This window comes from Streptomyces avidinii (genome assembly GCF_014650695.1).
Lineage (GTDB): Bacteria > Actinomycetota > Actinomycetes > Streptomycetales > Streptomycetaceae > Streptomyces > Streptomyces avidinii.
Genome location: NZ_BMVL01000006.1, coordinates 189,053 through 213,502 on the forward strand (window position 1 = coordinate 189,053; position 24,450 = coordinate 213,502).

A 24,450-nucleotide genomic window follows, 5' to 3' on the forward strand; every position below is an offset into this window, starting at 1 on the left:
GGCGCAGCTCGATAGGGTCGCGGCATGTTTGAGTACCACGGGTGGATCACGGTTCATGAAAGTGCCATGGACGACGATCCCGACCGGCTGGCGGAGATCGTCGAGGGGCTTCGGCGCCGCATCGACGGGATCGCCAGTCCCTGTCTGCTCGACCTCCGGTGGATGAACGGTGAGGCCTTCGTGCACATCGGGGGCTTCGCCAACCACGCCCACTCCTCTGCCGAGGTCCTCGACCTGTTCCGGCACGTCGGCGAGATCGCCCCCGGCTCGTACGGGCTGCTTCACGTGCGCGACGACGAGGATCCCGGGCACGAGAACGAGGTCCGGGTGCTTCGGATGGTCCGCGGGATCGTCACCCGGCACACCGAGTCGGCGATGTCGCCGTGCATCCCCGTACTGGAGGACCCCTACGAGGGATGACGGACGCACCGGCGGCCTGAGGGACGGCGTGCACGCCGTGTTGCCGCCCCTGCGGAGCGCCCGGTGGTCAGCGGCCCGCGGCCCCGGCCCCGTTGCCCTGTTCGCGCATGCCCCACGGGGAACCGTACGCGGTGAGCAGGTCGAGGAAGGGCTGCGGCGGCAGTGCCTCGGGGCCCAGGACGCCGGACTGCGCCCACACGCCGGTGGCGAGGAGTTCGAGGGCCACCACCGGGTTGACGGCGGTCTGCCAGACGACGGCCTGGGAGCCGTACTCGGCCATCGACCACTGGTTGTCGACCACGTGGTAGAGGTAGACCTCGCGGGGCAGGCCGTCCTTGGTGCCCTTGACCCAGGTGCCGGCGCAGGTCTTGCCGGTCATGCGGTCCCCGAGCGTCGCCGGGTCGGGCAGGCAGGCGGCGACCACGTCGCGGGGCGAGATGCGGACCTCGCTGCCGTCCTCGCCTCGGACCGCGACCCGGTCGGTGGAGTCCAGGCCCAGGGCGTGCAGGGTCTTGAGCTTGCCGATGAAGTCGTCGCCGAGGCCGTACTTGAAGGTGACCCGGCGTGCCCCGACCCAGCGCGGGATCAACAGGACTTCCTCGTGTTCGACGTTGACGCACTCGACGGGGCCGATGCCCTCGGGGAAGTCGAAGACCTCCGGCTCGCTGAAGGGCTCGGTGGTGAACCAGCCGCGCTCGCGCTCGTAGACCACGGGTGGGTTGAGGCACTCCTCGATCGTGGTCCAGATGTTGAAGGAGGGGGCGAAGTCATAGCCCTCGACGGTCAGGTCGGCGCCGTCGCGGATGCCGATCTCCTCGATCTCGTCGAAGAGCCGGTCCGCCGCGTAGCGGGCGAAGACGTCCGAGAGGCCGGGCTCGACGCCCATGCCGACGAGGGCGAGACGGCCCGACTTCTCCCATTCCTCGGCCCGTTCGAACTGCTCGTCACCGAGCTTCACCCCGCATTCGCGGTGCGGGTGGTCGGCGTGCGGGCGGGAGAGGGACATGGCCATGTCGACGTAGTGGCTGCCCGCCGCCAGTGCGGCGTTGAACAGCGGCATCACGAACCGCGGGTCGGTGGCGTTCATCAGGACGTCGCAGCCGCGCTCGGCGAGCAGGCTCGTGACGGCCGCTTCGTCGGAGGCGTCGATGCGGCAGGCGCTGAAGCGCTGCTCCTCGCCGCGGAGGGCCGCGACGGCGGCCTCGGCGCGGGCCGGGTCGTAGTCGGCGACGACGAAGTGGTCGAAGAAGTCGCGGCGGGCGGCGATCTTGGTGATCGCGCTCCCGACACCGCCGGCTCCCACAAGCAGAACACGCATGGCGAGGTCCTTTCTCTGTGAGGCGTGCGCCTCAGGGGGCTGATGCAACCCGCCGTCCCGAGTTAAGGTCAATGCTGTTGGCATAAGGATGGGAGGTCGGGCGATGGCGAAGGACGTGGTTCCGGAGGAGGCCCGCAGGCGGCGGCGCCCGACCCGGCAGGGGACGGTGCTCTCCGAGCGGCTGATCGTCGAGACGGCCCTGCGGATGGTGCGCGAGCACGGGAGTGCGGGCCTGTCCGCCCGGCGACTGGGCGCCGCTCTGGGGGCGGACCCCAGCACCCTGTACCGGTACTTCGACGGCATGGACGGACTGACCCTGGCCATCGGCGAGGAGCTGATCGGGCGGGCGCTCGCGGGTTGGGCCCCCACCGGGCGGTGGCGCGACGACCTCCGCTCGCTCGGGCTCCGCATTCACGGCGCCTACCTCGCCCACCCCCAGGCCGCACTGCTGACCGCGAGCCGGGTGACCGGCCGGCCGCGGGAGATCGCGACCGACGAGGCGATCCTCGGCAGCCTGCGCGGCGCGGGGTTCCCCGATGCGGACGCGGTGCGGATCTACCACGCCTACATCGACCAGGCCCTGGCCTTCGCCGCGCTCGACGCGGGCTCCCTCGCACTGACCGACAAGGCGCGCGAGTCGGACGAGGAGCGGTGGGAGTCGACGTACGCCCGGCTGCCGGCCGACGCGTACCCGAACATCGCGGCCACGGCCGGGCTGCTCGCCGCCCGGATGCCGCACAGCGCGTACCCGGTCGCGCTGGAGATGCTGCTGGACACCGCCGAGCGGCAGCTGGCGGACGCGGCCGGGGGCTCCGGCGGCACGGCGGGTGCCGGCGGCGGGGGCACGGGCCGGCGCCGCTGATCCGACCGCGAACACGCTGGTCCGCCAGTCGCTCACCGTGCTGGTGATCGTGATGAGGGCGGCGCCGTGCGTCCGGGACACGCAGGCCGCGGCGCGACTGCAGAACGTCCTCGTGCCGGTGATGCTCGCCCGGCGCGCGGCGTCCGGGGGCGTTCTGGGCCGAGCGCCCGACCGCGGACGAGGGGCCCGCGGACCGTACGACCTCGGGCGGGCGGGAGGTGTGCGCGGTGCCCGGCCCGATTGTCAGTGCCTCGCGAGAGGATCACTGACATGACGAACCTTTCCGCCGTTCAGGCGCTGTCCAGCATGCCCGGCCTCCCCGTCCTGTCCGGCCGCTCCGACTACGAGGCCGCGCTCGAGCGCCTGCGCGCGGCCTCGGGGGCGTACTACGCCGACGGCGACAGCGCGATGGACGATGCGACGTACGACCAGCTGCGGCTCGCCGTGCTGGCATGGGAGACGGAGCACCCCGACGAGGTCGTCGCCGACTCCCCCACCGGGCAGGTCGGTGACGGCGCGGCCCCGGTCGGGGACATCGCGCACACCACCCGGCTGCTCAGCCTGGACAACGTGTTCAACGCCGACGGCCTGGTGGCGTGGGGCGAGTCCCTGCAGCGCCGGCTGGGCCATGAGCCGGTCGGCGGGTTCACCGTCGAGCCGAAGCTGGACGGCGCGGCCGTGGCGGCCCGCTACCAGGCCGGGCGGCTGGTGCAGATCATCACCCGGGGCGACGGCAGCAGCGGTGAGGACGTCAGCCACGTCATCGGGCAGATCGAGGGCCTGCCCGAGCAACTGCCGGTGGCGGCCACCTTCGAGGTGCGCGGCGAGGTGCTGTTCACCCAGGAGCAGTTCGAGGCGGCGAACGAGGTCCGCACCGCACACGGCGCGCAGGTCTTCGCCAACCCCCGCAACGGCACGGCCGGCACGCTGAGGGCGAAGGACCGCCCGTACCGGCTGATGATGACGTGTCGGACGTACGGCGCGGTCGAACTGGACGGGGAAGCGTTCCTGCCCGCCGGAGCCACGCACGCCGAGGTGCTGGCCGCGGTCGCGCGGGCGGGCGTACGGACGACCGCGGACACCCCGGCCGGGCTGCACGTGGTCGCCACACTCGCCGAGGCCCAGCAGCGGGTGGACGAGATCGCCGCTCTGCGCCCCGGGCTGCCGTTCGGGATCGACGGGGTCGTCATCAAGGTCAACGACGCGGCCGAGCAGGAGGCGGCGGGCCTGGGCAATCGCTTCCCCTACTTCGCCGTCGCCTTCAAGCTCCCTGCCGTCGAACGGCAGACCGTCCTGGAGGACGTGGTGTGGGAGGTCGGCCGGACCGGAGTGCTCGCCCCGACCGCGATACTCGCCCCGGTGCTGATCGACGGGTCCACGGTGACCCGGGCCACGCTGCACAACCCGGCCGACATCCGGCGCCGGGACCTCCACCTGGGCGACACGGTGACGGTCTACAAGGCGGGCGACATCATCCCGCGCGTCCAGGCGGCCGTGGTGCCGCTCCGCCCGGCGGGAGCGGTGGAGGTACCGCTTCCTCAGGAGTGCCCGAGCTGCGGCGGGGAGATCAACAAGACGCAGGAGCGGTGGCGCTGCGCCAAGGGCGCGGCCTGCGCCCTCCCTGCGCTCATCGAGTACGCCGCCGGGCGCGAGATGCTCGACATCGACGGGCTCGGCAGAACGTACGTCAAGGCCCTGGTCGATGCCGGTGACGTCACGGACGTCGCCGACCTGTTCGGCCTGTCCCTGGAGCAGCTCACCACCGCCTCCGGGAGCTCCAAGCGGGCCGCGAAGCTCGCGGAGCAGATCGAGGCGGCGAAGGCCCGGCCGCTGAACCGGGTGGTCTGCGCACTGGGCGTTCTGGGGACCGGACGCAGCATCTCGCGCCGTATCGCCCGGCACTTCGGCACGATGGAGGCCGTCCGCGGGGCCGATGCCCTGGCGATGCAGGCGGTGGACGGCATCGGACCGGAGAAGGCGCCGGTGATCGTCGAGCAGATCGCCGCGCTGGCCCCGGTGATCGACAAGCTCGCCGCGGCGGGGGTCAACATGACCGAGCCCCAGGACACGTCTGCGGCAAAGGAGTCGGGGCCGCTCGCGGGCAAGGTCGTGGTGGTGACCGGCAAGATGACCGGTGCCCTGGAGGGCCGGGGGCGGGACGCCATGAACGTCCTGATCGAGAAGGCGGGCGGGCGCGCGGGCAGCAGCGTCAGCCCGAAGACCTCGATCCTGGTCTCCGCACCGTCGGCCGGGGGCAAGCCGAGCTCGAAGGCGGTCAAGGCGGCCGAACTCGGCGTCGAGGTCCTCGCTCCGGAGGCCTTCGCCGAGCTGGTCGCCGATTTCCTGGCCTGACGGGGTAGCGGGGCCGGCGGCCATGCGAAAGGCCTCCGGCCGTCCCGCGTTCAGGCGGGGCGGCCGAAGGCCTCAAGTCGGCGGCGAGGAAAGCGAAGGGACTAGTTTCAAGGAGTTTTGAGAAGGAAGCCCCTTCATGGCCTCGCCACGGCCACGTTAACAGTCAGGCGGGGATCAGGTCACGCAGGTTTTCGGGAGTGACGATCCGCGACTGCGGGTGCAGCCCGGCGGGGCGCTCCAGGCCGATGTAGGTGACGGGCTCCGCCGGAACCGTCTTGCCGTCCCACAGGGTGACCGTCGTCGTGCTGCCGGTCATCAGTTCGGTGAGGTGGCGCACGGTGAGCTGCTCGCGCTCCACGATGCCGCGCAGCAGCGTCGCGACCGTGGCCCGGTTGCCCTCGACCCTGTTCGACGACGGAGCCCCCTTCAGGTAGAGGTGCAGCCACTTGGCGCGCCACCGGCCGTCCGAACCGCGCAGGAAGACCAGCGGCAGGGCGACCCGGCCGGGACCGCGCAGCTCGGACTTCGCGCGTACCGTGCGCGGCTCGAACGGGCGTCCCTGCTGCTCGCCCTCGCGCAGCATGAACCCGAAGAACGACTCCGCCACCTCCTCGAAGCCCTCTCCGGAGTAGATGTTGATCTGCGGCACGATGCAGGCGGCGCGCACAGCGCCCAGGCGCAGGTTGATGAACTCCGATGCCCCGTCGGGGGCGTTCGTGATGTCGCCGGAGTGCGCTCCCTCGACACCGCGCAGGTTGGTGTACGACAGCCAGGAGGCGGTCGAGTAGTCGGCGTTCAGCAGCGCTGCCGACAGGTCGTAGTCGGTGGAGTGCTCGCTCTGCTTCCAGTACACGAAGAAGCGCAGCAGTTCTCCGTCGATGCGCGACACCGAGCCGCGCGGCAGCACACCGAGCCCTGACGCGGTGGCCTTGCCGCTGAGCGGCAGCGCCACGTCCAGGACGTCCGGGTCGATCAGCAGGTGGGCCTCGGCGGGCAGCCGGCGGCGCAGCTCCGCATCGAGCGCGGCGATCAGCCGCTTGCGCTCGGGCGCGAACACCGGCCGGCGGGTGTCGTCGGTGACCCAGGCCCGGCCGAGGCGGTTGACGAACACGCGCTGCTCGCCGGTCTCCTGCTCACGGTTGTGCAGGTGCTGACGCACCGACAGCACGACCCGGCCGGAGACATCGCGGACGACCTGCTCGGCGGCGGCCACGACGACGTCGCGCTCCTCTTGTGTGGAGGAGTCGCGCAGCAGCTGGTCCAGGGAGCGGAAGAGCTTGCCGGGAGCGGCCTTGAGCAGTTCGACCGCCGCGGTGGTGTCGCCGCGGGCGAGCAGCTCCTCGACCCGGCTGTCCAGGGAGCGCGCCTTCTTGTCGCCGCGGGCGACGGCGAACACATCGGCCGCGTGCGGCCACTGCGGGTACTCGTGCGGGTGCAGCCGCTCCCCGAGCCGCTTCCACATCTCGCGGTGCGCGTGCACGTCGGCGAGCTTGGCCGGCGCCGCGGCGACGACCGCGTCGAGGCCCGCGAGCAGCGCCCGGCGTACCGACCGCGGCAGGGTGCGCAGCCGCGTCGGCTCCTGCAGGGTCACGTCGCCGCCCACGAGCGAGCAGGCCAGACGGAGCACATCGGTGACCGTGTCCAGCAGCAGTCCCGCACCCGCCATCAGCCGGGCCCGGTTGACCACCGCCCGGTTCTCCCGTACGGGGATGTCCTCGGGCTGCGGCCCGTCGGCGCAGTGGCCGGCGAGGTCCTGCAGGTCGCTCAGGCCGTCCTCGCCGAGAGGGGTGGTGCTGCCGGCCAACGCCAGGTAGAGGGCGGTGATTTCGTCGTCGAGGGCGCCGCCCGGGTGCAGGACCGTCATACGGTCTCCCGCCGCGGCGATCAGCTCGTCGTGGTGGGTCAGCATCTCTGCGTAGGTGTGGCGGTAGTTGCCGTACGACGGGAGGGTGAGCAGGTCCACCACACCGGTGCTCAGCCGGTCCAGCGTGCTCGTGCGCGTCTCGTCGTCGGCGAGCGCGTCGGCGATGCAGCTCATCCAGAAGTCGAAGGTGTCCGGGACGTTGGCGGGGAAGTCGATGAAGTACGCGTTGTGCCGTACGTGGTCGCCGACCATCTCCCGGACGGTGCCCAGCGTCCGTACGGCGGTCTCGACGACCGCGCCCTCGGAGAGGCCCGACAGGTGCGCGAGCAACTCGGCCGAGAGCTTGAAGCCCACGGACATCAGCGCGGCGTCGAACTGCTGCGCCGCGCCTGTGCCTTCCCCGACGGGTCCTGCGGGGCAGGGGATGCGGTGGGCGTGCCGGATGACCAGGGATTCGAGTCGGTGGACCATCCCGGGATGATCCCAGGGCGGGGCGAGCGGCCGCACCCGGTTTTCACGGTGCGAAGCTGGTCCGGGTGGGACCTGGCCGGGCCTTGCGGGGCCGGGCCGGGCCGGGCGGGGCCGGGGATACGCTGAGGGGCATGCCAGCCCTGAACTCCCCCGCACCGGGCGCGCTGCGCCTGGAACCCGTCACCGCCGACAACTTCGACGCGGTCTGCGCGATACAGGTACGTGCCGACCAGGCGCACCTGGTCTCCCCCGTGGTGAAGTCCCTCGCCGAGGCCTACGTGCACAGCGCCACCGCCTGGCCGCGTGCCATCGTCGACGGCGACGAGGTCGTCGGCTTCGTGATGGCCTTCCACGACATCGTGTGGGACCCGGCCGCCGACCCCGACGACCGGCGCAGCGGGCTCTGGCGCCTCAACATCGACGCAGGCCACCAGGGCAAGGGGTACGGCCGCTTCGCCGTGCATGCCGTGACCGAGGAGATCCGCGCCCGCGGCGTCGACCACGCGTACGTCAGCTGGAACACCGGCGCGAACAGCCCCGAGCCCTTCTACCTCGGCCTCGGCTTCCACCCCACCGGCGAACTCGCCGGCGACCAGCGCGTCGCCCGGCTGCCCCTGACCCCGAACCGGACCTGACTCGACCCGGTCTCGGCGAGCGTGCGTGGCGGGTCGCTCAGGTCATGGTCAGGCGCACCCCGGAGATGCGACCCGCGGCGTCGAAGGCGATTCCCGCCCCGCCACCGCCCGGGAGATCGGTGAGGATGCGGTTCCCGTCCTCCCGCCAGGGCAGCGCGTGGTACTCCAGGTAGCCGGTGACGACCCGGCGGGCCGAGCGGCCGATCAGGCTCGCCCCGGTGACCAGTTCCCGCGGCAGCGCGACCGTGTCCAGCGCCGCCCGGGGGACCCGCGGGTCGTCCGGCAGGAAGTACACCCGTGTGTCCGGCCCCGCGGAAAGGCCCAGGTACCCCGGCGCCTCGGTCTCCCGGGTGAACTCGGGAATCCCGTGGGCCCGTCCGTAGCGCTCGACCGCGCCGGTCAGCGCCACGACCTCGCTGCCGCGCAGCCCCGGGTTGGCCCACCCCCACATCCAGGAATGCTCGTTGATGTCGTACGTGCCGAGGACGGCTATCCGGAGCTCCAGGCCGCCCTGCCGGTACAGGCAGGACGGAAGGTCGGCCGTCCAGGGGCCCTCCGGCATGAACCGGGTCAGGGCCTCCAGTTGTGCGGCGCCCCAGGCCGCGTGCCGTTCCGCCTCCAGGAGGAACGCGTCACTGAACTGTTCGGCTCTGGGTGCCGGCCGAGGAGCTCGACGAGTTCAACGCCCACATCGTCGGTGAGATCCAGGTCGTCCACGAGTTCCGCCGAGGCGGTCGGCGGCCCTGACCCCACGGCTGCGAGGCCCGCACCGCCCGACAGCGGTGCGGGCCGGCATCCCACGCCGCTGTCGGCCGAGGAGACCGGTACGGTCCGGTTCGGGCGGCGCCCGTACCCGACCGAGTACGTCCGCGGGAAAGGTGGCCGTTCCGGATAGCGCGATCAAGGTCAAACAATGTGATCATATGGCCGCATGACCACGAGGACTCTTCACCTGCTCTGTTCCGCCGCCCCGCCCGTCTTCGACATCGCCCATGTCATCGAGGACGCCCAGACCCGCGGCTGGGACGTGTGCCTCGGCCTCACCCCCACCGCTGCGCACTGGCTGTCCGAAAGCCTCGACGGTCTCGCCGCCCTCACCGGCCACCCGGTCCGCTGGCAGTACAAATTCCCCGGCCAACCCGATGTATGGCCGGCAGCCGACGCCCTCCTCTTCGCACCCGCCACCTTCAACAGCATGAACTCCTGGGCCCTCGGTCTGACCAACAACCTCGTCATCGGTCTGGCCGCCGAGGCAACCGGAAAGCGCATGCCCGTGGTCGCGATGCCCTGCACCAACACCGCACTCGCCGCGCACCCGCAGTTCGAGGTCTCCCTGAACACCCTGCGCAACGCCGGAGTCGAACTCCTCCACGGCGAAGCCGGCTACTCCCCCGACCCCGCCGACCCCGACGCCCCGCTCCACTTCCCGTGGCCCGCCGCCCTGAACGCCCTCGACGTCCGCACCCGCACCTCCCCGCAGGCGTAGACAGGCACGGACACAGACGCAGGCTCCGGACGGAGACGCTCCGCGTCAGCGCAGGTCGAGCCGCATCAGGATCCGGGGATGACCGGCCAGCACCGAGGTGGTGTCCGCGGCGTGGACGAACCCGGCGCGCTCGAAATTCTTGCGGATCCCGGCGTACGCCATCGTCAGGTCGACCTTGGCCCCACCGTTGTCCAGCGGGTAGGCCTCGATCACCGGTGCGCCCCGAGCACGGGCGAATTCGACCGCGCCGGAGATGAGGGCGTGCGAGATCCCCCTGCCGCGGTGGCCGGGGCGTACGCGGACGCACCACAGCGACCAGACCGGGAGGTCGTCGACCTGTGGGATCGTGCGGCTGCGTGCGAACGACGTATCCGCACGCGGCGCTACGGCGGCCCAGCCGACCGGCTCGCCACCGTCGTGGGCGATTACCCCGGGAGGGGGTTCGCCACGGCACAGCTCGGCCACGTAGTCCCCGCGGGCCGGCCCGCGCAGCTCGTTGTTGAGCGCGGACGGGATCCTGTAGCTCAGGCACCAGCAGACGTTGGCCCCGGGTGACTTCGGTCCGAGGACGGCACGGACGTCTTCGAAGACCGAAGCCGGACGAACGCTGATGACCATGGCACCACCATGTCACGGCGGATACGGCAACGTCGTCGCATCCCACCGCCCGGTTCACCCACCCGGGCGCGCCCACCGCCCGCCCTGCCGGCCCTGCCCGCCCGTCAGCAGCGGTAGGGCCGGACGCCGACACGACTCCGGGCAGCACGTACCTCGACGCACGAGCCATCGGCATCATCCACGGCCTCCCCGCAATCGATTTCCGGGGGCCGACCCCCGTACCGGCCGGATCCGGCCGACCTCCCTTCCTGCTGCCCCCGGGAGCGCTGCGGCACGCGCACGCGATCAGCGCCACCGCTGGGGAGCCGCCGCCACGTGGTCGGCCAGATCCGGCTGCTCCGCCCCCGGACGCAGTCGTACGGGTACTGGCCGCTCTCCACCTACTGGTGCGGCTGAACGGCTCCTTCGCCGAGCTCGTGCGCCTCTCCCAGGACCGGTAGCTCCGCGCCCGTGGCCCCCGGGCGGCGCTGTCGGTGGGGCGGTCTAGCCTGCGTCACATGATCGATGGGGAATTCGCCGCACCAACAGTGGGTGCGCTCGCCGACGAGGTCGCTGCGGTACTGGCCGACCGCCGCGATCCCGGCGTGCAGTCGTTCGAGCGTGTGCTGGGCGGCGTCGTGAGTCACAGCTTCCGGGACAGGGACGCACTCGTCGCCGCGCTGGGCTCCGTACCGCGCGAGTCCCGGATGAAGCCGCACCCACAGGTGGGGTGCATCGCGAGCATCGTCGGCGCCTCCGTGGGCCCGGTCCGGGCGGCGGAGTCCTGGGAGAACGCCGGGGCGGCGGGCTGGCTCGAACTGTGCCAGCACGTGGCCCTGGACTACGTGGCCGGGGCGCGGACCGCCGAGGTCGCCGCACGGTTGCGCGCCGGTGATCCCGTCCCGTTCCTGCTGTCCACGCCGAGCTGGCCGACCGGTGCGGTGGCGCCGTACGACCTGGTCGCGCGTCTCGCGGAGTACGAGCGTCTCGGCGTCCGGCCCGGGCCTGCGGACCTGGGGCAGGCACTGCTGCGCATCGGCGGCCCGGTCGATCCGGACGCCGTACGCGCCGCCGAGGGGTTGCGGCTGGCGGAGGGCGTCCGCGTGGCCGACTGGCTCCGGCAGGGCGGTCTGCCCCGGCCGGCGTGGTGGCGGGAGCGTGAGGCCGGCGTGCCCGAACGTCCCAGCAGGCGCCGGGGAGCACGGACAGGCCGCCGGATCCTGGTGGGGCACGAGGCGATCGAGGGCCGAGGCGCGTTCCCCCGGCGTTTCTGGTCGCTGTTCCGCAAGTTCGAGCCGCACCTGTCCTGTCCGCACTGGTCGCTCCCGGACCGCCGGGACGCCCATACGGTCGCGACCCTCCCCTGGCACCCGGAGACGGCGGCGGCCCGGCTGCTGACGGGCGTCGCATCGGCGGCCGACCAGGACGGCAGCGGCGCCCCCGCCTTTCTGGAGGCGCTCGCCGCGACCGACGGCCCGGCCGGACCCGCCGTGCATCTGGCCGTCGCCTATGGGCTCGCCTCCGTCCCCGAGCAGGACCGGGAGGCCGCCGTGCGGGCGCTGGTACTGCTGGCTTCGCGGGGCAGGCTCGACGGGGAGCTGCTCGGCCGTGAGCTCACCGAACTCGTGGGGCTGGGCACACTGAAGGTGACCCTCCTGATCGCGTCACTGCGGGCCGCGGCCGCCGCGCCGCAGGGCGCCGGTGCGGTCTGGGCGGTCCTGACCGGCACGCTCCCGGGCCTGCTGGCCCACACCCGGCCGCAGGTGCACGGGGCGCTCCTGGCCGTCGCGGCGGACTGCGCGCGGCTGTCGGGTGCGCGCGGCGAGCTGCCCGAGGTGACGGCGCTGGCGCAGCGACCGGGTTCGTCCCAACTACTCGTACAGGCCCGCCGGTTGCGTGATGTGCTGGCCGGACTGTGAGGCTGTGACCGGACGGGGGCCGGACAGGGAGCCGGACGACCGGGAGCCGGACGACCGGGAGCCGGTGCGGGTCAGCCGTGCTGGTGCTGTTCGGGCAGTCGGCTGTCCGGGTGCGCCCACAGCAGTACGTTGCCGGGCCGCTCGTCGCCGAAGAAGTCGAGGACGTCCTGGTCCGAGTGGCGCAGGCTGAAGTGGGTGAGGACGAAGAGGGTCTCGGGGTGGGCCTCGACGACGGGCTTCAGCCGGCTCCAGACAGTGTGTCCGACCCGGTCGGCCCGCTCCAGCTCGGCGTCGTCGAGAAAGGTGCACTCGGTGATGAGCACCGGGTACTCGAAGAGCCAGGGATTGTCCTCGAAGACGCTCACGTGGGTGTCTCCGAGGAAGGCGAACAGCGGCCTGCGCACCTCTTGTTCGACCTCGGCGCCCTCCTTGCGACGCTGGGCGAGGACGCGTCCGAACTCACCGCCCCGGCCCTGTTCGGCCAGGTCGCGCCGCAGTTCCTCGTATTCGGGCAGCAGCGCCTTGCGGCGTTCGGAGAACGCATATCCCACGCAGGGCACCTTGTGCACGCACTCCACCACCCGTACGTGGTGGCCACGACGCCCGAAGGTGAACTCGTCGCCGCCGCGGACGCCGTGCAGGCGGCAGTTCGCGGCGAGGGCCGGATCATAGGCGGTGCCGTGGTTCAGTTCGGCGGAGGCCCGCAGGAAGGTCTCCACGTACGGCGCCGCGGCGGCGGGCAGGTGAATGTCGACCCCGTCGGGCCGGGCCGCGAGGTAGTCGAGGTCCTTGGAGTGGTCGTGGTGGGTGTGGGTGAGGAAGACGGTCTCCGGCTGACGCCCTTCCGCGAGTCCGGCGTCGAGCGCGCAGCGCAGCTCCGGGATGTGGAAGAACGTCTTGTCGTTGGCGCGCGAGTACCCGGTGAGGGTGAGCTCGGTCCCGGGTATCCGCCAGGTCTTCCACTGGCGGAACGGATGTCCCCGGTCCAGCCGTTCGGGGTGGGCGGGCGTCCGCGTGGGGGCCAGTGTCATCGGTGCCTCCGTGGGACGGCCGAGGTGGGTGAGATGGTGGGGTGCGCGCGGGCCCGATCGTAGTGGGCCGTGTCCCCGGGCGGCCCGCGGTTTTCCGGGCGCGGGGCCGGGGTGGCACGCCCTGCGGGCGTACCGGGCTGCCCTCACGTCCTCCACCGCCTCCTCCGAGCGGGCCGGACGGATCTGCCACGGTGCCTCGTCCTGCTGCCACATCGTCGGCCTTGATCGGCAGGAACAGCCGGAGCCGTTCCCGCTCGGCATCCATGCGGTCGCCCCGCCCCACGCAGGCAGGCAGGCAGGCAGGCAGGCAGGAACATGGCGCACCGCAGCTGCCTGCCGGGCTCAGTCCGCCGATCGTGCGCGGGCCCGAGCCGCCCGCCGCTTGACCACACGTCGTTCGTCCTCGCTCATGCCGCCGCACACACCGAGGTCCTGGCCTCCCTCGAGCGCCCACTGAAGACAGCTCTCCATGACCGGGCAACGGTGGCACACCGCCTTGGCTTCCTCGATCTGGATGACGGCCGGGCCGCTGGAGCCCACGGGGAAGAAGAGATCGGGATCTTCCCACCGGCAGGCGGCCTCCTGGCGCCAGTTCATCGTCGTGCCTCCATTCACTTCGTCCAAACCCTTTCCCCCGCTCCTGGCCGGTACCGGCGGCCCTATTCAGCTTCTGGGCCACGACTTGCCGGAACTTCCTCACCGTGGCGGGGCGCCCACCCGGGGGCCGGGAGGGCAGGGCGAAGCCGGCGCAGGGCCGGCCTGCGGCCCCGGTCGGCCACCTGGGCGATCCGGACCGGCTCCCCGCCGCCTACCGTTTGAGGTAGGCCAGGACGGCCAGTACCCGGCGGTTGTCGTCCGCGGATGGTTCGATCCGGAGTTTGGTGAAGATGGCGGCGGTGTGTTTGGCGACGGCGCTCTCACTGATGAACAGGGTTTGCGCCACGGCCGCGTTGGAGCGGCCCTCGGCCATCAGGGCCAGTACGTCCAGTTCGCGCGGGGTCAGCTGCGCGGTGGTGCCCCGGGCGTCGCTACGGACCAGTAGCCGTGCGATGACCTGCGGGTCCATGACCGTACCGCCTGCGGCGACGGTGCGTACCGCGTCGATGAACTGGGTGGTGTGCGTGATCCGGTCCTTGAGGAGGTAGCCGATGGCGCCTTGGCCTCCGGCGAGGAGTTCGTGTGCGTAGAGCTGGTCGACGTACTGGGAGAGTACGAGGACCGGGAGCGCCGGCCGGGATCGGCGTGCTTCGAGGGCGGCTTGAAGGCCCTCGTCGGTGAAGGTGGGGGGCAGGCGGATGTCGACGACGGCGACGTCCGGTTGTTCTTCGAGGAGTGTTTTGAGCAGGGCGGGGCCGTTGTCGACAGCGGCGATCACCTCGAATCCGTGTTCCTGGAGGGTACGGGTCAGTCCGTCCCGGAGGAGGAAGAGGTCTTCGGCGAGGACGACGCGCACGGTATCTCCAAGGTCGCGGTGGTCGGGCCGCCCGGCGGGCTGTGCAGGACGAGGGTTCCGTCGAAGGGGTCGAGGCGGCGGCGTACGCCTTGCAGTCCGCTTCCGTCGGGGTCGGCGCCACCGCGGCCTTCGTCGGTGACCGTGGCGCGCAGGGCGCCGGCGGTGTGGCTGAGGCGGATACGGACCTCGGGGGCGCCGGAGTGTTTGGCGGCGTTGGCGAGGAGTTCCGCGACGGCGAAGTAGCCGGCTGATTCCACGGGGGCCGGGAGCCGGCCGGGCAGGGCCACCTCGATGTGCACGTCGAGGTGGCTGTCGAGGGCCAGCGAGCGGACCGCGTCGCCGAGCCCGCGGTCGGCGAGTATCGGGGGCAGGACGCCGTGGACGAGTTCGCGGAGGTCCTGGAGAGCCCGCTGGGAGGTGGCGCGTACCTCGTGCAGGAGTGCGCGGGCGGCCGGGGGGTCGCGGTCGAGGAGCCGGGTGGCTTCGTCGAGGGTCATGCCCATGGCGACGAGGCGTGCCTGTGCCCCGTCGTGCAGGTCCCGCTCGATGCGGCGCAGTTCGGCGGCCTGGACGTCGAGGATGTCGGCGCGGGATCCTGCGAGGTGTTCGATGCGGCGGACGAGTTCGGTGGTGTGCGGGGCGGCGAGCAGGCGTCTGCTCCAGCGTGCGTGGAGCCGCAGGGTGGCAGGGGCCGCTTTGAGTCCCGCGGCGATGAATCCGAGGCCGAGCAGGAGCGCGGCGAGCATCGTCGGGGTGGAGTCGACGAGGATGAAGGCGTACCAGTTGCCGTCGCCCAGGATCCGCCAGGTGAAGGGTTGCACGGCCGCGCCGAAGAGACCGTACTCGACGAGGGCCAGGGGCACGGCGGCGAGCAGTGCGCCTGTCCACGGCTCCGCCCAGGCCCAGCGCAGATCGTGCCAGAACCCGTCGTCGCCGAGGAGGGCCCGGGCCTGTCGGTGACGGCCGGTGGTGTCCTCGGGTGGGGTCGGACGGGGTGGGAGCGGTTGCGGTGGGCTGATCACGGTTCCCGTCCAGCGGACGGCCCAGCCGCGGTAGCGGTCGGAGGTGCGGCGCAGGGCCGCTGCGGCGGGCGGGAGCAGGAGGAGGCCGATACCGACGGGCAGGAGGAGCAGCGCACCGACCACGAGGGTGCCGGCTCCGAAGACGGCGAGCGCGGCGAGCGAGAGCAGCTGGCAGCGACCGATGTCGGCGAGGGCACCCCTGAGGCTGATGCCAGGGCGTCTGTCTGCCTGTGCCATGCCCACCTGTGGTTCCGTCATGTCAGCGCGTTCCGTTCGCTGTTGCGGCGGTGATCCTATCCGGCGTGGCCGCCGCCCGGCGGGCGGAGGTGATCCACGGGAGTGCTGCGACCAGGCAGGCGGCGCCGAAGACCGCCATCGGCGCTGTTGCCGGGGACGTCTCGTCCGTCACGAACAGCATGCCGAGGTTGACCAGGGTGTGGAAGCCGCCCGCGAGCAGCAGCCGGTTGCTCCGTACGCGTTCCAGGGCCAGGCCGAGGATCACGGACATCGCGACGGTGGCGGTCAGGAATCCGGCCGCGTAGGCCGGCCCCTGGGTGAGGGCCGGTACGTGCCACAGGCCCCAGGCCGTCCCGACCAGGACGGAGGCTGTCACCGGGCCGAAGCGGGTGCGCAGCAGTGGCTGGAGGTAGCAGCGCCATCCGATCTCCTCGGCGCAGGCTCCGACGAGTTGGGCGGTCACGAGCAGGGTGAGGGGGTGTGCGAGGGCTCGGGGGCTGGTGACGGGGAGGGAGCCGGAGGTGAGGAGGGCGCCGCCGGCGGACAGTGCGGTGATCAGGGCGGCGGTGAGGAGGAGGGCGGCCCGGTTGCCGGAGGGCAGCCGGGCCTCGTGGTCTGCCGGTCCGTTGCTGCGGGCGGGCAGGGTCCCCACGAGCCGGTCCCTGATCCGTCCGGGCCACAGCAGCGCAACGGCAGCCACTGCGAGGACGGGGCCGAACTGGGTCAGTTGCAGCACCTCGGGCGGTATGCCGGTCGCGGGCTGGAGGGCTCCGCACAGTCCCGCAGCCACGAGGGCGACGGCGAGGAACACCCCTGTCTGCGCCGCCCATCCGCTGCGCTGCGCTCGCCGCTGCCCCTGCTCGTGCTCCTGCTCCGGCTTCTGCTTCTGCTTCTGCTTCTGCTTCTGGCCCTGCTTGTGGTCCGGCATGATGCCCGGCCTCCCCGCGGATCGCTGGCGGCGCGACGGTCACGCCCCGTGTTCGACTCTGCCGGTCGGGGCCGGGGCCGTCCTTGCACGTGGGTGCCGGAAGGGGGTGTATCCAGGTACACCCCCCACACCCGGCTGTGCGGGCAGGCCCGTGCGGCTCCGGGCCACGCCTGCAGCCCGGCGACGCGGCCGAGGGGCACACCAGAGCCTCCCGCCCGCGCTGAACGAAACAGGCCCGCTCCAGCCCGAGCCTCGCCTCGCCGGGCTGAGCGGACAGGGTCCCCCTCACCAGCCACACCCGCCGCTCCACCACTGCCGGGTCCGGGCCTCGCCCGATGCGCAGGCGTTTCCACGGGGCAGGCCGCGGGCGTACCTACGGCGCGGGAGTCGCGGGTGTCTGCGGAGCAGGAGTCGGGGATTCGTGCGGGACCGACGGGTGACCTGCGGCGCGGGTGTCGTCTTCCTCCGTGCGCGGCCAGTAGCGTCCTTCGAGGGCCTCGGCGCTGCGGTTGAGCCGGATCAGGACGTCCTCGAGCTCCTTCACCTGCTCAGGAGACCAGTCGGCGACCACCCGGGCCAGGCAGGACCGGTTGACCTCACGGTCTTCGGCGAGCCGGCGCCCGCCCTCAGCGGTGATGCACAGCTTGCGGGCCATGCCGCCGTCCGGGTCCGCAACGCGCTCGGCCAGTCCGCAGCGCAGCAGCGCGGCCGTCTGGCGGTTCACGGTCGAGGTGTCGAGCCCGAAGGCCTCCGCCAACTGTCCGATGGACATGGGGCCTTGTGTGTCGATCCGGCTGAGCAGCAGGTACGCCGACCGCTCCAGGCGTTCGGGGTCGCGCTCGCGCCGGGCAAGCACCTGGTGCCGCGAGAGCAGCATCAGCTCCCGCTCCAGTTTCTCAAGCACTGCACCTCCCGCTCCTTCCGGCGCTCCATTATTGCGGACCTGTGAACCCGGGGACCGGCGGACCCCTGCACGGCTCGGTCTGCCGGCGACGCAGCGCGACGGCCGGACACGGCAATATGCATGATACATAGCGTGTGTACTATGCACTTCTCGTTGCCATCCGACGAGCCACAGCCTCAATCCGGAGGACCCGCATGACCGTCACCACGTCCACCGCCTCCCGCGCGGCCGAGATCCTGTCCCGGCCCGTCAAGCTGAACGGCCTGACCGTCCCCAACCGCATCGTGATGGCCCCGATGACGCGGATGTTCTCCCCCGGCGGCGTGCCCGGCGAGGACGTGCAGGCGTACTACGCCGGCCGGGCCGCCGCGGGTGTGGGCCTGATCGTCACCGAGGGCACCTACGTCGGTCACGACTCCGCCGGGCAGAGCGACCGGGTGCCGCGGTTCCACGGCGAGGACCAGCTGGCGGGGTGGGCCAAGGTCGCCGCGGCCGTGCACGAGGCGGGCGGCACGATCGTGCCGCAGCTCTGGCACATAGGCATGGTGCGCAAGCAGGGCGAGGCGCCGTACACCGACGCCCCCGCCGTCGGCCCCTCCGGCATCCGCGTCGACGGCACCGAGGGAACCGGCAGGGCGATGACCCGTGCCGACCTCGACGACGTCATCGGTGCCTTCGCCGACGCCGCCGCGGAGGCCGAGCGGATCGGCTTCGACGGCGTCGAACTGCACGGCGCCCACGGTTACCTGCTCGACCAGTTCCTGTGGGAGCGGACCAACCGCCGCACCGACGCCTACGGCGGCAGCTCGGTGGCCCGTACGAAGTTCGCCGCGGAGATCGTCAAGGCGGTCCGCGAACGCGTCGCGGCCGACTTCCCGGTGATCTTCCGCTACTCCCAGTGGAAGCAGGAGGCCTACGACGCCCGGCTCGCGCAGACCCCGGAGGAGCTGGAGGCGATCCTGGCCCCGCTGGCGACGGCGGGCGTGGACGTCTTCCACGCCTCCACCCGGCGCTACTGGCTCCCGGAGTTCGAGGGCTCGGACCTGAACCTGGCGGGCTGGACCAAGAAGCTCACCGGCCGGCCGACCATCACCGTCGGTTCGGTCGGCCTCGACGGCGACTTCATCCGCGCCTTCGCGGGCGAGGGTGCGGCACTCGGCGACATCGACAACCTCCTGGACCGCATGGAACGCGACGAGTTCGACATGGTCGCCGTCGGCCGGGCACTGCTCCAGGACCCCCAGTGGGCGGCGAAGGTCCTCGGCAACCGCTTCGACGAGCTGAAGGCGTACGACGCGGCGGCGCTCAAGTCACTCAGCCGGTAAGCCGGAAGCGGTCCGGAAGGCCGATCCGAGGACGTCCCGTGACATCGGTCCGCCGAGGTCACGGGACGTCGGGGCTCGGCCGGAGGCAGTCTGCCCGGCAGCCCCGCGTGCCGCTCACCTTCAGCCGATCGCTCGGGCATCTTCGACGGAGAGTTCGTTGCGGGAGCCCGGCGGCTGCTCGTCCTCATGCAGGGAGGCCGAGGTGTTGGTCGGCAGGTCCCGTCCCCCTGGCGGCCACATATCCCGTGACCAGTACGAGGATGTGTCCATCATGACAGGTCAGCGCCGTTTTGCGTAGGACGGAACGCACAGTTCGCGAGCCTTGTCCGGTCCGCTCCCCAACTCCCAGAATCTCCTTTGTGGATCATCCGGAGAACAGGGGGAACATGGGGAAGATCGATCACGACGCGGTGCTGCGGGCACGCGTGCTGCTGCTGGGTTCCGGCCGGTTGGACCTGCACGAAGAGGTGCATGCGTACCGGGTTCTGGCGGAGGTGAGCCCGCAGGCGTATCTGCCGAAGCTGGTCGACGCGCTGGTCTCGATGAGCTACCGCAGCCGGGACCCGGAGGTGAACCTGACGCCGGCCTCCGAAGCGGTCGAGGCCGCGCGGAGGATCGAGGCCGGGGCGCCGTCGCGGGCGGAACGGCTGTGCAGGGCCCTGAATGTCTACCGGGCGACCCTGTTCGCCCTCGGGCGCCGACCCGAGGGGTACGCGGCCTGCGAGGAAATGGCCGAGGCCGGACAGAGCGGGCAGCTGGCGAACGTCCTGGCCGAGGAGGGGCGGTTCCAGGAGGCCGCGGAGCTCAACGAGAAGGCAGCCCGGAACGGCATACCGGAGCACTCCTTCTGGAACATGGTCGAGTGGGCGGCGAACCTGGAGGGCGCCGGACTGCACGACGCCGCATCGGCCGTCTTCTGCGAGCTCCTCGACCAGACCCGGCGCGAGGCCGCCGAGCAGAGCACGGCGCTGGCCATCCTCACCTGGGAGCTGGTGCACCTCTCCCGGATGCGCGATGCCGCCGGGCGGCGGGCCGACGCCGCGGCCACCCGGCGGGAGGCGCTGGCCGCCCTGGAGGAACTGGCGACGACGGGCGAGCCGAAGAACTGGAGCTGCATCCTCGGGTGGTGGGTCACCCTGTTCGCCCTGTCGGGGCGGGCCGACGAACCGGCTGCGAGCGCCGAGTCCCCGATGCCGCCGTTCGGCACCGACCTCAGATGGTCGAGGGACACGCGGGATGCCTTCCTCGGCGCCGTGCCAGCGCTCGAAACGAAGGCGGCAGGACTGCGGGAGGCCGGCCGGCTGCCTGAACTGGTCGACGTCCAGCGCAGAATCAGCATCCGCGCGGCCCTCCGCGAGGGCGACCACCCCTATCGTTTCGGTGAAAGGTTCAAGCCGCACTTCGACGAAGGCGTAGCACTCGCCCGCCGCCTGCCCGACGACCCCGCCCGCCTCGCCCGAGCCTTGACGGACCGCTCGATGTTCCTCGTCGCCGCCCGCACCTTCGAACCCGCGTTCGCCGACTTCGCCGAGGCCGTCGCCCTCGTCGACGCCCGGTAGCCGATGCACGGGGACGGCTGCTTCGACCGGGCAGGCCGACCGGGAGCTGCGTCGGTCATGGACGCTGATCGCGGGAACCGGTCCCACGTCTGCGCAGCACAGAACGCAGGGCGCCCGAACTTTCATAACCCACCCGACCGGCTATTTCCGAGAGGGGTAGTCGAGTCGTTCGCAACAGGAAGGTGGCGCGTTCGATGCGGAGATCCTGGATGAAACGGACAGGCGTACAGCCCAGCGTTCGAGCCATCGTCCGCTGCAGGGTTCGCTCGCTCACCCCCAGATCCCGCGCCGCCTCGGAGACGGACAGTGGTTGGCCCAGGCGACCGCGCACCCATGTCTCGAACGCCGAAACAAGCGGATCGCATTGGGCCAGAGCGCTGGGAATCGCATAGGCAGCCTGCGACTCCCGGTCGTCCATCACCATGAACCGTCGCACCAGGTCGGCCAGTACGGGACTGCGCATCCTCACGAGGGCGAGGGCCAGGTCGAGGTGACTGAAGGCGGCTCCCGCCGTCGTGATGCCGTCGGAGGTTGTGACCAGGCGAGTCTCGTCGAGAGTCACGGCCGGATAGTTCTGGCGGAATACCGGTGACAGCCACCAGCTCGTCGTGGCCTGCAAGCCGTTCAGCACACCCGATTCGGCCAGTAGGAAAGTACCGGTGCAAGAGGAAGCGAGCGCGGTGCCCTGCTCACGCGCCTCGGCAATCAGCCGCCGGGCGGGCCGGTGCAGCGGGGACGCGACGAGCTCGAGGAGTGCACGCGGTGCGCGCTCCGCGAGGGCCGGGAGTACGAGGAAGTCGAATGCCTGCCCTGATTCGATCGACTCCGTATCCACGTGATGCCCTTGGCCCGTACGTATGCGCCGGCGCACCCCCACCGTTCGGACGTCCCAGGGCTGGGGCGGGTTCTCCACTTCGCTCCGGAGCGCATTGGCCGCTTGAAGCACGTCAAGGATGGCGGCGAGGCCCGAGTCAAAGACGCCATCCAGCGCCAGCACAGCTGTCTTCATGTCGGAAACGATACTCATGATGTCGGATCCGACACTGGCGGGCACTGGCGGCTCGGCCTAGATTCGCGGCATGACAACGAACAGCGCTGCCACAGCCCCCCGTTCGCGCACACACACCTGGGAACCCCGCCCCGAGCCAACGCCCGACCTCCTGCGGTTGACCGGCCGGGAGATCCTGCAGGGAGCCGTCAACGGGCAGTTCCCACCCTCATCGATCATGAGCACGATGGGTTTCCGCCTCCTCGAGGTCGGTGACGGCTGTGTGGTGTTCGAGGGAGATCCCGGCGATCACCTCCTGAACCCCATGGGCACTGTGCACGGAGGCTTCCTGGCCACACTGCTCGACTCTGCTCTCGGCTCCGCAGTGATGAGCAAGCTGCCGGCTGCCACGTCGTACACGACGGTGCAGCTCGGGGTGCACATGGTTCGGCCCGTTCTCGCTGACACTCCAGCCCTGCGTTGTGAGGGCATTGCCCTGCACGTGGGTCGCAGGACGGCGACCGCCGAAGCACGCGTCACCGGAACGCACGACGGGAAGCTCTACGCCCATGGAACCACGACCTGCGCCATTGTCCGTTTCGCCTGAGCCGGTGCTGCCCCGGCCCGCCCGGGCACGGGTGCCGTGCGCGCCCGGCCGGGAGTCGGGCGCCATCCGATTCGTCCAGGTGCATCCGGTGTGAGCGGGACGGACGCCGGGAGAGGGCTCGGGAGTGCGCGCCCGAGCCGTCCGGGAAGGCCACTGCCCGAGCGGGTCCTCACCGGCCTTCGCGTCCCCCGACCCCGCCCCTGCGGCGTCCGCCGGCTTCCCCCTTGCCCCGGCTGCCCAGGGCTCCCGGCAGCGTCAGGTGCCGCCGGTCCACACCTCTGGCCCGCCGCCCTCCCACCGGATCGGCCCGTCCTCGGACAGCTGCACATCCTCCAGACCGGCCCGGCGCAGGAACTCCGACACGTCTCCGGGCGTGAACGCCCGGCCGAGGTCCGCGTCCACGCCGAGCGCGTGCACCGTGACCTTGCGCCCGCCCTGCGGCGACACGGGGTGGATCACGATCTCCGTTTGGTCCGCCATACATCCAGCGTGCGACGGACGGGGCGCTGCGGCACCCCGACACCTCGAAATCCGCCTTCTCGTTCTCCTGACGCAAAATGGGCCGAGCGGCGCCCAGGGCGGGGGGAACCGACAGATGTTGATCGACAGTGCGGCCATGGCCCCCGCCGAGCGGGCCGAGGCGATCCGCGAGGCCATTTGGGACAGCGTCGTACGGGTGGAGATCACGCATCAGCCGGACCCCCGCCTGATCCGCACCGTGGGTGCGATCAGCGCCGTCGGACCGCTGAAGGTCTGCTCGGTGCGTGCCAATGCCACCACCATCCGCCGCACCCCCTCACTCGCCCGCGACGACCTGGAACCGAGCGTGTTCGTCGGGCTGCAGGTCACCGGTAGCAGCATGGTGGTCCAGGACGGCCGGGAGGCTCTCCTGGAACCCGGCGATCTGGCGCTCTACGACACCACCCGCCCCTACACCCTGCTCAACAGGGACGGGATCCACCAGCACTTCTTCCGCATTCCGCGTGCTGAACTGGCTCTGCCGGCAGCCGTGTTGCACCGTGCCACCGCGGTCCGCCTCAGTCGTCGAGACCCGCTGGCCGACCTCACCGCCACCTGCCTACGGCGCATCGCCCGTCTCCAGGCCCACCCCGCCCCCTCCTCCGTGCACGGCATGGACGCGGCGGGCCGGCCGGGCATCGAGCTGCTGCGTGCCCTCATCACGGCCCGGCTCGGCGACCACCGGAGCGCCTCCGAACCCCTGCACGACACCCTTCACCTGCGCATTCTGGAATACGCCCGCACCCACTTGGGCGACCACGACCTGACCCCGGCACGCATCGCGGCCCATCACCACATCTCGCGTCGCTGTCTGTACAACACCCTGTCGCGGGGCGGCGTCTGCCTGGGCGACTGGATCCGGACGCAGCGCCTGGAACGCTGCCGTGACGAACTCGCGGCACCCGCCGCACGCCACCGACCGATCTCCGCCGTCGCCCGGCGCTGGGGCTTCCCGAACGCCGCCCACTTCAGCCGCATCTCAGACACGCCTACGGCCTCACCACGAGCGACTGGCGGGACCTGCACGCCGCGGCGCGGTGAGCCTGCCCCGTACGCTCAGGCGTCCCCGCCGACGGCCGGGACGGTGGGGCGCACCCGGTGGCGCCGCCACTCGCTCGGGGTGACCCCGTAGGCCGCCCGGAAGCGCCTGGTGAAGTGACTGGGGCTGATGAAGCCGCAACGGCTTGCCACGGCGGAAACGGGCAGTGCCGCGTGGCGGGGCGAAGCCAGCAATCGGCACGCGGCCTCCAATCGCTCCCCGATGAGCCACTGTTCGAGACGGATTCCCGCGCGACCGAGCACCACGTACAACTGCCGCTTGGATATGGCGTGTTCCACCGCGATGCGTTCGGGGCCGAGATCGGGATCGGCGAGGTGGCGACGCGCGTAGGCCATGATCCGGGCCACCAGGGAACTGTCCATGGCCGCTCTGGTACGCCGGTCCCGCTCGTCGTGCGCCGCCGACGTCAGGAGGGCCCGCACGAGCTCGGTGGTGGCGTTCGCAAGGGCAGCGGCTCCGGGGTCCTCCTCCAGTCGGCCCGGATCCCGCCAGAGCGCTCGCAGGTGCCCCAGGAGCAGGTCGTGCAAGGGGCTGGCCCGCAGCTGAACGGAAGCCCGCAGCACTGTGTCGACCGGCACCCCAGATACTCCATGTCCATGGTGATGGCCTGCGAGGCACCGTAACCGGACCAGCCGTAGGCGCGCGGCGCGAGCTCGTGGAACACACAGATGTCCTCCGGCCCCAGGACGAACCGCCCGCCCGCCTGCTCGGCTCGGTGGACGCCCCTGGTCTGGAGGGAGACCGAGACCACCGGACGCTCCCGGTGCCCGCGCACGTGCCGCGCCGTCCGCCGGACCTCGAAGCCCGAGCACCGCACGTCGAAGAGGTCCAGCCCGCCCACCCGCCATCCTTCGATCCGGGCGCGCATCCCCGCTTCGGGCTCTTCGTGAACG

Annotated in this window: 23 protein-coding genes and 2 pseudogenes; 11 read left to right on the forward strand and 14 right to left on the reverse strand. The window is 71.6% G+C overall.

The window, feature by feature from the left end; translation table 11 throughout:
• The first annotated feature begins 24 nt into the window (after positions 1-24).
• Positions 25-420, forward strand: coding sequence for an Imm7 family immunity protein (locus IE257_RS17205; RefSeq protein ID WP_189969544.1), 396 nt, complete (start codon positions 25-27; stop codon positions 418-420).
• 67 nt (positions 421-487) lie between these two features.
• Here the strand turns inward: IE257_RS17205 and IE257_RS17210 are convergent, their stop codons facing one another.
• Positions 488-1,738 carry a saccharopine dehydrogenase family protein gene (locus IE257_RS17210; RefSeq protein WP_189969546.1) on the reverse strand — a complete coding sequence of 417 codons (1,251 nt, stop codon included), beginning with the start codon at positions 1,736-1,738 and terminating at the stop codon, positions 488-490.
• 103 nt (positions 1,739-1,841) lie between these two features.
• Between IE257_RS17210 and IE257_RS17215 the strand changes: the two genes are divergently transcribed.
• Both IE257_RS17215 and ligA read left to right on the forward strand, forming a co-directional pair.
• Positions 1,842-2,600 carry a TetR/AcrR family transcriptional regulator gene (locus IE257_RS17215; RefSeq protein WP_229920437.1) on the forward strand — a complete coding sequence of 253 codons (759 nt, stop codon included), beginning with the start codon at positions 1,842-1,844 and terminating at the stop codon, positions 2,598-2,600.
• A 270-nt stretch (positions 2,601-2,870) separates the two neighbouring features.
• Positions 2,871-4,952: an NAD-dependent DNA ligase LigA gene (gene ligA / locus IE257_RS17220; protein ID WP_189969548.1), complete on the forward strand. Its 2,082-nt coding sequence runs from the start codon at positions 2,871-2,873 to the stop codon at positions 4,950-4,952.
• Between the two features lie 163 nt (positions 4,953-5,115).
• Here the strand turns inward: ligA and IE257_RS17225 are convergent, their stop codons facing one another.
• Positions 5,116-7,287 (reverse strand): TerD family protein, encoded by a 2,172-nt coding sequence (locus tag IE257_RS17225; RefSeq protein ID WP_189969550.1) that lies wholly within the window; start codon positions 7,285-7,287, stop codon positions 5,116-5,118.
• Between the two features lie 131 nt (positions 7,288-7,418).
• On the opposite strand from IE257_RS17225, the gene IE257_RS17230 reads away from it, so the two are divergent.
• On the forward strand, positions 7,419-7,922 hold the full coding sequence (locus IE257_RS17230; RefSeq protein WP_189969552.1) for a GNAT family N-acetyltransferase: 504 nt from the start codon (positions 7,419-7,421) through the stop codon (positions 7,920-7,922).
• Positions 7,923-7,959: 37 nt separating this feature from the next.
• Here the strand turns inward: IE257_RS17230 and IE257_RS17235 are convergent, their stop codons facing one another.
• On the reverse strand, positions 7,960-8,544 hold the full coding sequence (locus IE257_RS17235; RefSeq protein ID WP_189970139.1) for a DUF6882 domain-containing protein: 585 nt from the start codon (positions 8,542-8,544) through the stop codon (positions 7,960-7,962).
• A gap of 20 nt (positions 8,545-8,564) precedes the next feature.
• Here IE257_RS17235 and IE257_RS17240 point away from each other — a divergent pair.
• Both IE257_RS17240 and IE257_RS17245 read left to right on the forward strand, forming a co-directional pair.
• A pseudogene (locus tag IE257_RS17240) lies at positions 8,565-8,669 on the forward strand (ADP-ribosylation/crystallin J1); the annotation flags it as partial.
• A gap of 184 nt (positions 8,670-8,853) precedes the next feature.
• A complete protein-coding gene (locus IE257_RS17245; RefSeq protein WP_189969554.1) occupies positions 8,854-9,408 on the forward strand; it encodes a flavoprotein in 555 nt (184 codons plus the stop codon).
• Positions 9,409-9,453: 45 nt separating this feature from the next.
• Here IE257_RS17245 and IE257_RS17250 read toward each other — a convergent pair whose 3' ends face one another.
• Entirely contained in the window at positions 9,454-10,026 is a 573-nt protein-coding gene (locus IE257_RS17250) for a GNAT family N-acetyltransferase (protein WP_189969556.1), read from the reverse strand.
• Positions 10,027-10,523: 497 nt separating this feature from the next.
• Between IE257_RS17250 and IE257_RS17255 the strand changes: the two genes are divergently transcribed.
• Positions 10,524-11,924, forward strand: coding sequence for a hypothetical protein (locus IE257_RS17255; RefSeq protein WP_189969559.1), 1,401 nt, complete (start codon positions 10,524-10,526; stop codon positions 11,922-11,924).
• 71 nt (positions 11,925-11,995) lie between these two features.
• On the opposite strand, the gene IE257_RS17260 is transcribed toward IE257_RS17255, so the two are convergent.
• The 6 genes from IE257_RS17260 to IE257_RS17285 form a co-directional block, all read right to left on the reverse strand.
• Entirely contained in the window at positions 11,996-12,955 is a 960-nt protein-coding gene (locus IE257_RS17260) for an MBL fold metallo-hydrolase (RefSeq protein ID WP_189969561.1), read from the reverse strand.
• 342 nt (positions 12,956-13,297) lie between these two features.
• Positions 13,298-13,552, reverse strand: coding sequence for a WhiB family transcriptional regulator (locus IE257_RS17265; protein WP_189969563.1), 255 nt, complete (start codon positions 13,550-13,552; stop codon positions 13,298-13,300).
• Between the two features lie 211 nt (positions 13,553-13,763).
• The gene (locus IE257_RS17270; RefSeq protein WP_189969565.1) at positions 13,764-14,408 is read right to left on the reverse strand and encodes a response regulator transcription factor; all 645 of its coding nucleotides are present in this window, start codon (positions 14,406-14,408) and stop codon (positions 13,764-13,766) included.
• Entirely contained in the window at positions 14,360-15,688 is a 1,329-nt protein-coding gene (locus IE257_RS17275; RefSeq protein ID WP_229920439.1) for a sensor histidine kinase, read from the reverse strand. Before IE257_RS17275 ends, IE257_RS17270 begins: the two co-directional genes overlap by 49 nt.
• A 1-nt stretch (position 15,689) precedes the next feature.
• Complete coding sequence (locus IE257_RS17280) at positions 15,690-16,595, reverse strand: CPBP family intramembrane glutamic endopeptidase (protein ID WP_189969567.1); 906 nt, start codon at positions 16,593-16,595, stop codon at positions 15,690-15,692.
• A gap of 373 nt (positions 16,596-16,968) precedes the next feature.
• A complete protein-coding gene (locus IE257_RS17285) occupies positions 16,969-17,472 on the reverse strand; it encodes a MarR family winged helix-turn-helix transcriptional regulator (RefSeq protein ID WP_229920498.1) in 504 nt (167 codons plus the stop codon).
• Between the two features lie 221 nt (positions 17,473-17,693).
• Between IE257_RS17285 and IE257_RS17290 the strand changes: the two genes are divergently transcribed.
• On the forward strand, positions 17,694-18,824 hold the full coding sequence (locus IE257_RS17290; protein WP_189969569.1) for an NADH:flavin oxidoreductase: 1,131 nt from the start codon (positions 17,694-17,696) through the stop codon (positions 18,822-18,824).
• A gap of 386 nt (positions 18,825-19,210) precedes the next feature.
• Positions 19,211-20,383 carry a hypothetical protein gene (locus tag IE257_RS17295; RefSeq protein WP_189969571.1) on the forward strand — a complete coding sequence of 391 codons (1,173 nt, stop codon included), beginning with the start codon at positions 19,211-19,213 and terminating at the stop codon, positions 20,381-20,383.
• 55 nt (positions 20,384-20,438) lie between these two features.
• On the opposite strand, the gene IE257_RS17300 is transcribed toward IE257_RS17295, so the two are convergent.
• A complete protein-coding gene (locus IE257_RS17300; protein ID WP_189969573.1) occupies positions 20,439-21,392 on the reverse strand; it encodes a GlxA family transcriptional regulator in 954 nt (317 codons plus the stop codon).
• A gap of 70 nt (positions 21,393-21,462) precedes the next feature.
• Between IE257_RS17300 and IE257_RS17305 the strand changes: the two genes are divergently transcribed.
• A complete protein-coding gene (locus IE257_RS17305) occupies positions 21,463-21,978 on the forward strand; it encodes a PaaI family thioesterase (RefSeq protein ID WP_189969574.1) in 516 nt (171 codons plus the stop codon).
• A gap of 255 nt (positions 21,979-22,233) precedes the next feature.
• Here IE257_RS17305 and IE257_RS17310 read toward each other — a convergent pair whose 3' ends face one another.
• Complete coding sequence (locus IE257_RS17310; protein WP_189969576.1) at positions 22,234-22,458, reverse strand: hypothetical protein; 225 nt, start codon at positions 22,456-22,458, stop codon at positions 22,234-22,236.
• Positions 22,459-22,573: 115 nt separating this feature from the next.
• Between IE257_RS17310 and IE257_RS17315 the strand changes: the two genes are divergently transcribed.
• Positions 22,574-23,629: an AraC-like ligand-binding domain-containing protein gene (locus tag IE257_RS17315; protein ID WP_229920440.1), complete on the forward strand. Its 1,056-nt coding sequence runs from the start codon at positions 22,574-22,576 to the stop codon at positions 23,627-23,629.
• On the opposite strand, the gene IE257_RS17320 is transcribed toward IE257_RS17315, so the two are convergent.
• Positions 23,554-24,135: a helix-turn-helix domain-containing protein gene (locus IE257_RS17320; RefSeq protein ID WP_229920441.1), complete on the reverse strand. Its 582-nt coding sequence runs from the start codon at positions 24,133-24,135 to the stop codon at positions 23,554-23,556. The two genes, IE257_RS17315 and IE257_RS17320, sit on opposite strands and share 76 nt — an antisense overlap.
• A gap of 65 nt (positions 24,136-24,200) precedes the next feature.
• Positions 24,201-24,425, reverse strand: a pseudogene (locus IE257_RS38365) (AraC-like ligand-binding domain-containing protein); the annotation flags it as partial.
• Positions 24,426-24,450: the final 25 nt, after the last annotated feature.